At 66.4% G+C, this 12163-nt stretch carries 12 protein-coding genes; 5 read left to right on the top strand and 7 right to left on the bottom strand.

Going from position 1 to position 12163, the window contains the following annotated elements; translation table 11 throughout:
- The first annotated feature begins 116 nt into the window (after window positions 1–116).
- Window positions 117–944, top strand: a complete 828-nt coding sequence (locus Q1W68_RS03770; protein WP_300715634.1) for an IclR family transcriptional regulator — start codon at window positions 117–119, stop codon at window positions 942–944.
- A 56-nt stretch (window positions 945–1000) separates the two neighbouring features.
- Here the strand turns inward: Q1W68_RS03770 and fba are convergent, their stop codons facing one another.
- From fba to Q1W68_RS03750, 4 genes are all read right to left on the bottom strand, one after another.
- Entirely contained in the window at window positions 1001–2065 is a 1065-nt protein-coding gene (gene fba, locus Q1W68_RS03765) for a class II fructose-bisphosphate aldolase (RefSeq protein ID WP_300715633.1), read from the bottom strand.
- 77 nt (window positions 2066–2142) lie between these two features.
- Window positions 2143–3024 carry an alpha/beta hydrolase gene (locus tag Q1W68_RS03760; RefSeq protein ID WP_300655253.1) on the bottom strand — a complete coding sequence of 294 codons (882 nt, stop codon included), beginning with the start codon at window positions 3022–3024 and terminating at the stop codon, window positions 2143–2145.
- Window positions 3025–3087: 63 nt separating this feature from the next.
- Window positions 3088–4521, bottom strand: coding sequence for a pyruvate kinase (gene pyk / locus Q1W68_RS03755; RefSeq protein ID WP_300715632.1), 1434 nt, complete (start codon window positions 4519–4521; stop codon window positions 3088–3090).
- Window positions 4522–4627: 106 nt separating this feature from the next.
- Window positions 4628–5122, bottom strand: a complete 495-nt coding sequence (locus tag Q1W68_RS03750) for a hypothetical protein (RefSeq protein WP_300654567.1) — start codon at window positions 5120–5122, stop codon at window positions 4628–4630.
- Window positions 5123–5320: 198 nt separating this feature from the next.
- Between Q1W68_RS03750 and Q1W68_RS03745 the strand changes: the two genes are divergently transcribed.
- The 3 genes from Q1W68_RS03745 to Q1W68_RS03735 are packed head-to-tail and all read left to right on the top strand — an operon-like array spanning window position 5321 to window position 7132.
- On the top strand, window positions 5321–5821 hold the full coding sequence (locus Q1W68_RS03745; RefSeq protein ID WP_300654565.1) for a YiaA/YiaB family inner membrane protein: 501 nt from the start codon (window positions 5321–5323) through the stop codon (window positions 5819–5821).
- A gap of 26 nt (window positions 5822–5847) precedes the next feature.
- The gene (locus tag Q1W68_RS03740) at window positions 5848–6309 is read left to right on the top strand and encodes a hypothetical protein (protein WP_300654562.1); all 462 of its coding nucleotides are present in this window, start codon (window positions 5848–5850) and stop codon (window positions 6307–6309) included.
- A gap of 10 nt (window positions 6310–6319) precedes the next feature.
- Window positions 6320–7132: a DUF2145 domain-containing protein gene (locus Q1W68_RS03735; RefSeq protein WP_300658070.1), complete on the top strand. Its 813-nt coding sequence runs from the start codon at window positions 6320–6322 to the stop codon at window positions 7130–7132.
- Here the strand turns inward: Q1W68_RS03735 and Q1W68_RS03730 are convergent.
- Entirely contained in the window at window positions 7114–8301 is a 1188-nt protein-coding gene (locus Q1W68_RS03730; protein WP_300653567.1) for an MFS transporter, read from the bottom strand. The two genes, Q1W68_RS03735 and Q1W68_RS03730, sit on opposite strands and share 19 nt — an antisense overlap.
- Before the next feature lie 194 nt (window positions 8302–8495).
- Here Q1W68_RS03730 and Q1W68_RS03725 point away from each other — a divergent pair, with 194 nt between their 5' ends.
- Window positions 8496–9476, top strand: a complete 981-nt coding sequence (locus Q1W68_RS03725; RefSeq protein ID WP_300653565.1) for a hypothetical protein — start codon at window positions 8496–8498, stop codon at window positions 9474–9476.
- 347 nt (window positions 9477–9823) lie between these two features.
- On the opposite strand, the gene tgt is transcribed toward Q1W68_RS03725, so the two are convergent.
- On the bottom strand, window positions 9824–10996 hold the full coding sequence (gene tgt, locus Q1W68_RS03720) for a tRNA guanosine(34) transglycosylase Tgt (RefSeq protein WP_300715631.1): 1173 nt from the start codon (window positions 10994–10996) through the stop codon (window positions 9824–9826).
- Complete coding sequence (gene queA, locus Q1W68_RS03715; protein ID WP_300715629.1) at window positions 10983–12095, bottom strand: tRNA preQ1(34) S-adenosylmethionine ribosyltransferase-isomerase QueA; 1113 nt, start codon at window positions 12093–12095, stop codon at window positions 10983–10985. The genes tgt and queA overlap by 14 nt, the downstream gene beginning before the upstream one ends.
- Window positions 12096–12163 lie beyond the last annotated feature (68 nt).

Here is a 12163-nt window from a genome sequence, read left to right as displayed (position 1 = left end):
GATCAGGGAAAGCGAGCATGCGATGCCTGCCCGTGTGATTCAAAAATTCCGTTCTGCGGAATACGATGGGCGCCGAGTCGCCGCATATTCCGATCTGCAGAAAAAGGACCGCATCCATGGGCCGCCAGCGCCACACACCATCCACCCCGCTGACCGCAGAAGACCCGGCCGACGACCGCCGTTTTGTCACCGCGCTGGCGCGTGGCCTCACGGTGTTGCGATGCTTCAGCCCGTCCGACCGCTGGCTGGCGCACGCGGAGCTGGCCCGGCGCACCGGCCTGCCGCAGGCCACCGTCTCGCGCCTCACCTTCACGCTCACCAGCCTGGGCTATTTGCGCCACCGCGCCGCCACGGGTGAATACGCGCTGAGCCCGGCGGTGCTGTCGCTGGGCTTCAGCGTGTTGTCCAACTTCCAGGTCGGGCGCATCGCGAGGCCGTTCATGGAAACGCTGGCCGAGCACACCCAGGCCGCCATTTCGCTGGGGGTGCGGCACGACACCTCGGTGGTCTACGTGGCGCACTGCCGCAGCACGGCGCGGCTCATCCTGGGGCTCGACGTGGGCACGCGCCTGCCGTTCGCCGAAACGGCCATGGGCCGCGCGATCTGGTGCTCGGCCTCGCCGGGCATGCGCGGCGTGATGGCGCGGCGCCTGCAGGCGCAAGACCCCGAGCGCTGGGCCGTTCGTGAGGCGGGGCTCCAGCGCGCCGAAATCGATTGGGCCGAACGCGGCTACGCGGTGTCGGAATCGGAGTGGGAAAGCGAGATCGCGGCCATCGGCGTGGGCCTGGACCTGGGCGACGGCCGCGAGCCGCTGGCGCTCACCGTGGGCGGCCCGGCCTCGCGGCTGCAGGGCGCCATGCTGCACGACGACTTTGGCCCGGCACTGGTGAAAACGGGCCGCGAGATCGTGGCCGCCATTCAGGCGGCGGGTTGGGAGGACTGAATGAAAAACGCCACCGCGAGGGTGGCGTTTTGAAGGGCGTTTGAGCCGGATGCCGGTCAGTGCACCACCTGGGCCAGTTCGCCCTTGGCGTACTTGGCGGCCACGACCTGGAGGCTCTCGCCCTTGATCTTGCTGGCCTGGCCTTCGCAGCCGAACTCGATGTAGCGCTGCTTGCAGATCGCCTTGGCGGCTTCGCGCGCGGGCTTGAGCCATTCGCGGGCGTCGAACTTCTCGGGGTTCTCGGCCAGGAACTTGCGCACCGCGGCCGTCATGGCCAGGCGGATGTCGGTGTCGATGTTGATCTTGCGCACGCCGAATTTGATCGCCTTCTGGATCTCTTCGACCGGCACGCCGTAGGTTTCCTTGATCTTGCCGCCGTACTGGTTGATCACGGCCAGCAGGTCTTGTGGCACCGAGCTGGAGCCGTGCATCACCAGGTGGGTGTTGGGCAGGCGGCGGTTGATTTCCTGGATGCGGTCGATCGCCAGGATGTCGCCGGTGGGCTTGCGGGTGAACTTGTAGGCGCCGTGGCTGGTGCCGATGGCAATGGCCAGGGCGTCGAGCTGGGTGCGTTTCACAAAGTCGGCGGCCTGCTCGGGGTCGGTCAGCAGCTGTTCGCGCGTCATCACCGCGTCGGTGCCGTGGCCGTCTTCCTTGTCGCCCTGCATGGTCTCCAGGCTGCCCAGGCAACCCAGTTCACCTTCCACGGTCACGCCCAGCTTGTGCGCCATGTCCACCACCTGGCGGGTCACGTCGACGTTGTATTCGTAGCTGGCGATGGTCTTGCCGTCGCCTTCCAGGCTGCCGTCCATCATCACGGAGCTGAAGCCCAGGTCGATCGCGCCGCGGCACACGTCCGGGTTCTGGCCGTGGTCCTGGTGCATCACCAGCGGGATGTGCGGATACGACTCCACCGCGGCCTGGATCAGGTGCTTGATGAAGGGTTCGCCGGCGTATTTGCGCGCACCGGCGCTGGCCTGCAGGATGACCGGCGCGCCGGCTTCGTGGGCGGCGGCCATCACAGCCTGCACCTGTTCGAGGTTGTTGACGTTGAACGCTGGAATGCCGTAGCCGTGAATCGCGGCGTGGTCGAGCAGTTCGCGCATGGAAACGAGCGCCATGAGAATCCCTTAAGTCAGTTGGTAACCGGTTGGTAACTCGCGATTTTACGGCGCGAGGCACGCCGGGCTCAACCGCTTCAGGTCGTGCGCTGCAACAGAAACTGGCTGAAGCGGTCCAGCACCGGGGCCAGGCCGCGCAGCGGCGGGGCCATGGCGCCGATCAATGTGACGTGGTTGACGCGATCGAACAGCGCCAGTTCCACCGGTGTTCCGCGCTGCTGCAGGGCCTGTGCCAGGGCCAGTGTGTTGCGCTGGGGGTTCACCGCCGTGTCGCTTTTGGCCGCCAGCAGCAGCACCTTGTGCTTCAGACCCGTGCCCGAAGGCGCGTGAAACAGCGGTTGCGAACTGGCGGGCGTGTCGGGCCAGTTGAACGCCAGCTGCACCTCGGGAATGCCGATCGGCAGGAAATCGTAGGGTCCCGCCAGGCCCGCCCAGCCGGCGAGTTCGCCCGGATCCATGGCCACCTCGGTCAGCCAGCGCGCATCGAGCGCCAGCATGGCGGCGTTGTAGGCGCCCGCGCTGTGGCCGCTGACAAACAAGCGAGAGGGCGATGCCCCCAGGCGCCGCGCGTTGTCGCGTGCCCAGCGCACGGCGAGCGCGCAGTCCTGCAGGAACACCGGGTAACGCACCTCGGGGCTCAGGCGGTAGTCGGCGATCACGGTGACGATGCCGCGCGAAGCCAGCGCTTCACCAACGAACTTGTAGTCGGCGCGCTCTCCGCTGCTCCAGCTGCCGCCGTAGAAAAACACCGCCATCGGTGCATCGGGCGCTTTGTCCACCGGCAAATACACGTCCATGCGCTGGCGCTCGGCGCTGCCGTAGGCCTCGCCGCGCAGCACGGTGTGGGTGTTTGACGGCACGGTGGCGTTGATCAGGCGGATCGGCGAGCAGGCCTGCAGCAGGGGCGCCAGGCCCAGCGCAGCGAGCCAGCGGCGGCGTGGAGAAAGGGTGTTGGACATGGATTGCGCAGGACTGGGGAATCGGGTGGTTGAGACAGGTACGCAGCCCAGACGCTCCCGGATTCAGCTCGCGCGGCAGATCTTGAGCGTGTTGGTGCCGCCGGGCTGGCCCATGGGTTCGCCCACGGTGATGGCGTACACGTCGCCGCTGTGCACGATGCCGCGTTTCTTCAACTGGTCTTCGGCTTCGGCCAGGGCGGTGTCGCGGTCGGCGCTGGCTTCCATGAGCAGCGGGCGCACATTTCGGTAGAGCGTCATGCGGCGCTGGGTCGAGAGGTTGGACGTCACCGCGTAGATCGGCATGCGCACGTTGTGCCGGCTCATCCAGAGCGCGGTCGAGCCCGAGTCGGTCAGGGCCACGATGGCCTTGGCGCCCAGGTGGTGCGCGGTGAACAGGGCGCCCATGGCGATCGACTGGTCGATGCGCTTGAAGGTCTTGCCGGTGAAGTCGGCGCCCAGTTCGCTGTACTCGGCCTTTTCGGCTTCCTGGCAGATGTTGGCCATCTCCATCACGGTTTCCAGCGGGTATTTGCCGGCGGCGGTTTCGGCGCTCAGCATCACCGCGTCGGTGCCGTCGAGCACGGCGTTGGCCACGTCGCTCACCTCGGCGCGCGTGGGCACCGGGTTGACGATCATGGACTCCATCATCTGCGTGGCGGTGATGACCACCTTGTCCATTTCGCGGGCCATTTTGATCATGTGCTTCTGCAGGCCGGGCACCGCCGCGTTGCCCACCTCCACCGCCAGATCACCGCGCGCGACCATGATGCCGTCGGACACCTTGAGGATGTTGGCCAGCTCGGGAATGGCCTCGGCGCGCTCGATTTTCGCGATCAGCGCCGGCTTGTGGCCGGTGGCCGCGCCGGCCACGTTGCACAGCTGGCGGGCCAGCTCCATGTCGGTGGCGTTCTTGGGGAAGCTCACCGCCACGTAGTCGGCTATCAGGCCCATGGCGGTCTTGATGTCGTCCATGTCCTTGGCGGTCAGGGCCGGTGCGGTCAGGCCGCCGCCTTGCTTGTTGATGCCCTTGTTGTTCGAGAGCTCGCCGCCGAGCTTGACGGTGGTGTGCACCGCCGGGCCCACCACCTTGTCGATGGTCAGCACGATCAGGCCGTCGTTGAGCAGCAAGGTGTCGCCGGCCTTCACGTCGCGCGGCAGTTCCTTGTAGTCCAGGCCCACCCCTTCGAGGTTGCCCGGCTCGGTGCGCGAGGCGTCGAGCACGAACTTTTCACCCGGCACCAGCACGACCTTGCCCTCGGCGAACTTGCCCACGCGGATCTTGGGGCCCTGCAGGTCGGCCATGATGCCGACCTCGCGCCCGGCGCGCTGCGCGGCTGCGCGCACCAGCGTGGCCCGGTCGATGTGGTCCTGCGCCGTGCCGTGCGAGAAGTTCAGCCGCACCACGTTCACCCCGGCGCGGATCATGGCTTCGAGCAGGTCGGGGTGGCTGGAGGCGGGGCCGAGGGTGGCAACGATCTTGGTGGCGCGCATGGGCATGTGGTGTGTCTCCTGTCGGTGGATGAGCGGGCTTCAACGTACCCGGGTGTAATTTGGTTTCAATTATCTGTGAAACCGGTTACATGGCCGCGACAGCCGCAGGCCCTCACAGCCGGTTGTTGCGCACGGACGCCTGCCCGCTGTAGTCGAGCCGCACGAAGCTGCCGTCCACCACCTCCAGGTGCACGACGGTGCGCCGGAAATTCCACTGGCGGTCGATCGTCAGCGACGAGGTGGCGCCGCGGCTTTTGGTGCTCATCTCCAGCCCGTAGCGCGAGCGCAGCGAGGTGGTGAGGCGCTGGCCGAGCGCCCGGGCTTCCTCGGCCGAGCCGGCGTTGGCCAGCAACGTGATGCGCTGCAGCTGGTCGGCCTTGAACACAAACGACACCTTGAACCGGGCGCCGGCGAGTTCGAAGGACGGGATCTCCAATTGAACGCCTTCGCCGCTCGGCGCAGGGGCGGTGGCGGGGGGCTGGGCCTCGGGCACCAGGACCCGCACCTCGGCGGGGGTGGCGCCCACGGGCACCCCTTGCCAGAGCGCTTGCGCCGATGCGCCCGCGGTGAACAGCAGGCAGGTGAGGCAGAACAGGAGTTTTTTCATATGTGCAATGAGACACCGCGCGGGCTGCAAAGTTGTCTGGCGAGTAGACCAAAGATCACCACCGCCGCCCCAGCCCCGAAAAGTTGCGCATTTCGATACCTGGCGGCTTCCTGCAATCTACCGGAACAGGATCTTGCGTCTCCTGGCGGGGTGGCGCCCCACCATCGCGCCACCTTCAACAACCGCAAAGGTTTTTTCATGGCCTCGAACCGATCCCCCCTCATCGTGACGCGCGACACCCGCGCCTGGCAATTCCAGGTCTGGGCTTCGTTTGGCGTGGCGGTCTTTCTCTGTGCCACCGGTCTTGCGTATCTGCCGGGCCAGGCGCTGGACCGCGCCTTCATGGTGATGGGCTATGTGTTCTGTTTGTCCACCGTGTTCGTGTTGTCCAAGGCGGTGCGCGACGGCCACCAGGCCGCGCTCGCCGGTGTGCCCGAGACGCCGATGTGGCGCCTGGTGGTGTGGGGCGGATTTGCGGTGGCCATGGGGCTGACCGGCTGGGGCCTGCTGCGCATGGAGATCAACGACACCTACCGCGCTTACCTCGGCGTGAGCTGGCTGTACCTGGTGACTTCGGCCTTCACGCTGGCCAAGACGCTGCGCGACCGTCACGAGGCCGACCTGAGCGAGGCCCGCGTGCGTGGCGAGATGGCGGGTCGTCAGCAGGTGCTGAACGAACGCGCTGCCGCCGCCGAATGACCATCCATCCCGTTTTTTCAAGGAGCATGAACATGAACACGACACACTTTTCCTGGCGCGCCCTGAGTGCAGCGGTGGCGATGGCTTTGACGCTGGTAGCCAGTCCGGCCCGCGCGCAGAGCGAGGCCTCGGTGGCCCTGTCCGTCCTGCCCGTGGCCTCGGTGGTGGGCGCCGCTTCGGTGGGGGCGGCGGCGGTGAGCGTGGTGCCGGTGGCGTTCTCGGTGGCGGGTGCCGCCTTGGTGGTGAAGGCGGTGGAGGTCACAGCCAGCGGCACGGTCTATGTGCTGGAGCGGGTGTCCGACGGCGCGCGCGCCAGCGTGGAGGTTTCGGGGCGCGCTGCCTCGGCCGTGTCGGTGGGTGTGGGCACGGCGGTGGTGGTCAGCGTGATCGGCACCGGCGTGCTGCTCTCGGCCGCGGGCGAGGTGTTGGCCTTCATCCCGAACGAGCTGGGCCGTGCGCTGTTGCACAACGAACGCATCACGCATTGAGGAGCCGGTCATGACGCATCTCTTCCTGCCGCGGCTTCTGGTGGGGCTCGCCACCGCCTGTGCCTTGCTGGCCGCACCCGCTGCCCAAGCCGGCCGTTCCTGCGAAGCCAAACCCCTCACCGCCCGCGGCATCGAGCAGGGCATGAACCTCGCCCTGCGCACCTCGCAGGCGCTGGACGCCGAACACGCCCGCAGCGGCGCTCGGGTGGTGGTGCTGGCCCGCGCCGGGCAAGACCTGAGCCAGTACCAGCTGCGTTATTCGCATCTGGGCTGGGCCTACAAAACCGCTGAAGGTCCTTGGCGCGTGCTGCACAAGCTCAACGCCTGCGGCACGGCCGAGGGCTCGCTTTACCGGCAGGGTCTGGGCGAGTTTTTTCTCGACGACCTCTGGCGCTTCGAGGCCGCCTGGATGGTGCCCGCGCCCGCGCTGCAGGCGCCGCTGCACGCCGTGCTCACCGACCCGGCGCGCAGCACCGCTTTGCACACGCGGGCCTACAACATGCTGAGCTACCCGTGGGCCACGCGTTACCAGCAGTCCAACCAGTGGGCGCTGGAGACCCTCGCCTCAGCCGCCGAACCCGGGGTGAGCTCCCGCGAACAGGCCCAGGCCTGGCTGCGCTTCAAGGGCTACCAGCCCACCACCTTGCAACTGGGGGCGCTCACCCGGCTCGGTGCGCGCGTGAGTTCGGCACACATCGCGTTCGACGACCACCCCAACGAGAAGCGGTTTTCCGATCGCATCGAAACCATCACGGTGGATTCTGTCTTCGACTGGCTGGAGCGGGCGCGCCTGGCGGGGCCGGTTCAGCGGCTGCCAACCTGAGTACGTTCTTCCCGCCACAACGGACGCAGCGCCCACAGCCCCAGCGCCGGCCCGATCGCCAGCCAGGGCAGCAGGGTGCCCAGCGCGACCGTCTCGGCCAGCGAGACAAACAGCAGGATGCTCACGATGGAGATTGCAAAGCCGATGCTGTTGGTGAGCGTGAGCACACTGCCCACCGCCTGCGGCGGCGCGTTGCGGGCGGTGAGGGTGGAGAACTGCGGCGAGTCGCCCGAGACGGTGATGCCCCAGAGCACCAACCAGCCGTAGAACAACACGTCACTGGCGTCGATCATCCAGAACGCCGCCAGGCAACACAGGCCACTGACGGCCAGCTGCGTGCCGGCCACGCGCGCGCTGCCCCAGCGCTGCGCCACCCAGCCGCCGCCCGCGCAGCCGATCACGCCCGCGCCCAGCACGCAGAACGCGGCCCACGACAGTGCCGCGCCTTGCAGGCGCGTGGCCAGCACCAGCGGCACCATGACCCACATGGTGTAGAGCTCCCACATGTGGCCGAAGTAACCCAGCACCGAACTGCGCACGCGCGCATCCGTCCACAGCGTGGCCAACGCGCGCCATTGCAACACCGTGACGCGGGCTTGGGCGTGTGGCGGGTCGGTGGTGCCGAAGAAAAGCAGCAGGCCACCGGCCGCAGCCAATGCCGCAACCCCGAGCATGAGCGTGGGCCAGGGCAGGGCACCGCCGAGCGCGCGCAGCGCGTGTGCACTGGCCGAACCCAGCACCAGCGCGCCGATCAGCAAGCCGAGTGCACCGCCCAGGCCGCGCGTGTACCACTGCGCGGCGATCTTCATGCCCACCGGGTAGATGCCCGCGAGAAAGAAGCCGGTGGCAAACCGCCAGCCCAGCAAGGCCGGGTAGTCGCGCACCATCCACCACGCGCCCACGGTGCAGGCCGCGCCGGCCAGCGCGCACACGAGGAACACGCGGCGCGGCGCGAAGCGGTCGGCGATGGCCAGCAGGGCGAACACCAGCGTGCCCAGGATGAAGCCGAACTGCAGCGACGAGGTGAGCGTGCCCACGGCGCTGGTCGGCCAGCCCAGCTCGCGTTGCAGGTCGGGCATGACCGCGTTGACCGCGAACCACAGCGAGGTGCCCAGGAACTGGGCGAGCACCAGGATGGGCAGGATGTGGCGGGGAACGTTGTTATCCATGAAGTTTCAGCGCCGCGCCTTGCGACTGTGTCGGACGGTGCCGGTGGTTTGATTTGTATTCCTTGAAATTACTTCAAATGGAAAATAGGTATCAAAGTAGTAAAAATGGTTTAATAGTATGTTTGCTGGCAGGTCGTCAGGCAACGGCTGCTGTTCAACCAAATTTCTTCGAAAACTCAACGAGGGGAGTTCTCATGAGCAAGGCCATGTCTCTGGAAAACGCACTGCGTTGGTCGGCCAAACTGGGTGAGGCATTCTGGCATCTGTGGATGGTTGCCATCGTTTTGACACTGGCGGCCATCGCACTGCCCAAACCGCTGGTGGACGCAGCAGCATGTCGCCTAAGTCCCGAGTACTGCGCCCGTGCCGTCCCTCAGGTGTTGGCTGCCCGTGCTCCAGCAGTCGAAGGCTCCCCGGAGGCGACGCAGATAGCGCCCGGCAGTGCACTGTTCGAGGCGGTGACCGAACGCTACGACGCCATCAAGGGCGAGCAGGATCGGCTCTTTTCGCTCATCGTTGCCCTGGCCGCCTTGCTCACTTTCCTAGGCTTCAAGGGTGTGCAGTCGCTGCTGGATGCTCAACGAAGCGCGCGCCTCGCGGTGGAAAAGGCGCGTCGGTACGAATTGCTTTGGGAAAAACAGTACCCGCGGGACAACCGCGCCGAAATGGCGGTGGTGATGGCAGCTGCCTTGCGCGACATCACCGACATGCAACTGCACATTTTGAAGCAGACCGGCTCGCCCAACCCCATGCGCAGCGAGTTGTATTTCGAATACCTGCACACTGCCCGGCAGCATCTGGAAACCGTGGAGGATCTCGACTGCAGCACGCCCATCAAATTGCAGGTGCTGGGTGTTCTGGGCAATGTCTACTACCGCCTGGAGCTTTATGACAGCGCGTTCCGGGCGGCTCGAAAAGCCATCGAGGTGGAGGCCGGTGACACCGATGCTTACTTCAACGCGGCTTGCTATTTGAGCAAGATGGCAGAGATCGCCGAGGAGCAGAAGAACCCCCTCGAAGCCAACCGGCTGCTGCGCCAAGCGCTTTCTTATGCCAAGCAGTACGTGGCACAAGAAGACAGCAAGAGCATCGCCAGCAAGATGATGAACGAAGAAGGTGACCTGAAGATCCTGCGTGAGCGCATGCAATCCGAATACGAACTGCTGACCACCTGAGTGCTTGCGCGCGCACAAAAAAACAGCGCCCGGTGGGCGCTGTTTTTTTGATGTGTGGCAAACCAGATCAGATGCGAGGCTTTTTGTCGTTCACGAAGATCCTCCTGTTGACGGCGCCATCTGCGCCAGCTGGTTAAAAGTCAGGAAATGCTAACACACGGGCCGCGACTGCTTGTTCGAGGGACAGGGCGAACGGCGCCCCGGCGTTGCGTTTGTCAGACACAGCGGGACTGGTTGTGTACGGGACGCCAATGGAGTCGTTCAAAGGGAGAAAGTTCATGGGATCAAGGCGGGGGGGCCGGGCCCTGCTTGACCGCCGTCGTGCGTGTTTGTTTTGTCGATCAGTCCTACACGCCACGCGAGCGATCCGCCTTGAACCGCGCCTGGAAGGCCCCGAACGTACCGGCGTCCAGCGCCTCGCGCACCTCGCGCATGAGGTTCAGGTAGTAATGCAGGTTGTGGATGGTGGCCAGCATGGGACCGAGCATTTCGCCGCAGCGGTCCAGGTGGTGCAGGTAGGCGCGGCTGAAGCCGTCGCGCCCGCCCTGGTCCCAGCTCACGCCGCTCTTGCCCGCGCACGCCATGCAGGTGCAGGTGGTGTCCAGCGGCTGGTGGTCGGTCTTGTGGCGCGCGTTGCGGATCTTCAGGTCGCCGAAGCGCGTGAACAGGGTGCCGTTGCGGGCGTTGCGCGTGGGCATGACGCAGTCGAACATGTCCACGCCGTCGGCCACGCCCTGCACCAGGTCTTCGGGCGTGCCCACGCCCATGAGGTAGCGCGGCTTGTGCGCCGGCAGGCGGTGCGGCGTGTGCGCCATGATCTGCAGCATCTGTTCCTTGGGCTCGCCCACGCTCACGCCGCCGATGGCGTAGCCGGGGAAGTCCATGTCGACCAGTGCGTCCAGCGACTCCTGGCGCAGGTGCTCGAACATGCCGCCCTGCACGATGCCGAACAGCGCGTTGGGGTTCTCCAGCCGGGCAAATTCGTCTTGCGAGCGCTTGGCCCACCTCAAACTCATCTCCATGCTCTTGCGCGCCTCGGCCTCGGTGGTGAGGTGGCCGTTGGTCTCGTACGGCGTGCACTCGTCGAGCTGCATCACGATGTCGCTGTTCAGCCCGGTCTGGATGTCCATGCTGACCTCGGGCGACATGAAGAGTTTGTCGCCGTTGACGGGGCTGGCGAAGGTCACGCCTTCTTCGGTGATCTTGCGCATGGCGCCGAGCGACCACACCTGAAAACCGCCCGAGTCGGTGAGGATGGGCTTGTGCCACTGCTCGAAGCCGTGCAGGCCGCCGAAGCTGTTCATCACCTCGCGGCCCGGTCGCATCCAGAGGTGGAAGGTGTTGCCCAGGATGATCTGCGCGCCCATGTCGTGCAGGCTCTGCGGCATCACACCCTTGACGGTGCCGTAGGTGCCCACGGGCATGAAGATGGGGGTCTGCACCACGCCGTGGTTGAGCGTGAGCTGGGCGCGGCGCGCGTGGCTGGTGGGGTCGGTCTTGAGGACTTCAAACTGCAGCATCGGGATTCCTTGAAAGCAGCATGGCGTCGCCATAGCTGAAGAAGCGGTAGCGGTGTTCGATGGCGTGGGCGTAGATCGCCTGGATGTGATCGAAGCCCGCGAAGGCGCTGACCAGCATCATCAGCGTGGACTGGGGCAGGTGGAAGTTGGTGACCATGAGATCGACCACCTGGAACTCGAAGCCGGGCGTGATGAAGATGTTGGTGTCGCCCTCGGTCTCGCCCGAGCGCGCCCAGCTCTCCAGCGTGCGCACGGTGGTGGTGCCCACCGCCACCACGCGGCCGCCGCGTGCGCGGCAGTCGGCGATCGCCTGCAGGGTGGCGGGCGGGATGGCGTAGCGCTCGTGGTGCATCACGTGGTCTTCAATGCGGCCGGCCTTCATGGGCGCGAAGGTGCCCGCGCCCACGTGCAGCGTGACGCTGGCGCGCTGCACGCCGCGCGCATCGAGCGCGGCCAGCACGGCCTCGTCGAAATGCAGCGCGGCGGTGGGTGCAGCCACCGCGCCAGGCACGCGCGCGAACACGGTCTGGTAGCGGCGCTCGTCGTCGGCCTCGTCGGTGTGGGTGATGTAGGGCGGCAGCGGCACATGGCCGTGGCGCGCCATCAGCTCGTACGGCGTTTCATCCGCCGGGCCGTGCAGGCGGAAGCGGAACAGCTGGCCGTGTTCGTCGGGCCAGCGGCCGATGAAAGTGGCGTCAAACCCGCCGCGACCGAGGCCGCCCGCCATGTGCAGCCGGCCGCCGACCTGCGGCTTTTTGCTCACGCGCAGGTGGGCCACCACCTCGTGGGCCGTGCCGTCGCTGGCCTCCTGGGGCAGCAGCACGCGCTCGATCAGCATCTCCAGCTGACCACCGCTGGCCTTCTGACCAAACAGGCGGGCTTTCACCACCTGGGTGTCGTTGAAGACCAGCAGGTCGCCGTCCTTCAACAGGTCGGGCAGGTCGCGAAAGATGCGGTCCACCGGCGCGGGGCCGGTGCCGTCGAGCAGGCGCGAGGCGCTGCGCTCGGGGGCGGGGTGCTGGGCGATCAGCTCGGGGGGGAGGTGGAAATCAAAGTCGGCGACCGTGAAGGTGCGCGCAGAGGAGGCAGATGAAGGCATGCAGCTTGAGGGCCGGACAGGCCCGTTCCAAGTGAAGAAACAAGGGCTTTGATTGTCTCAGTTCTGCG

The sequence above is a fragment of the Hydrogenophaga sp. genome (assembly GCF_030158645.1).
Taxonomy (GTDB): domain Bacteria; phylum Pseudomonadota; class Gammaproteobacteria; order Burkholderiales; family Burkholderiaceae_C; genus Hydrogenophaga.
This window is presented reverse-complemented; position numbering and strand designations above follow the sequence as displayed.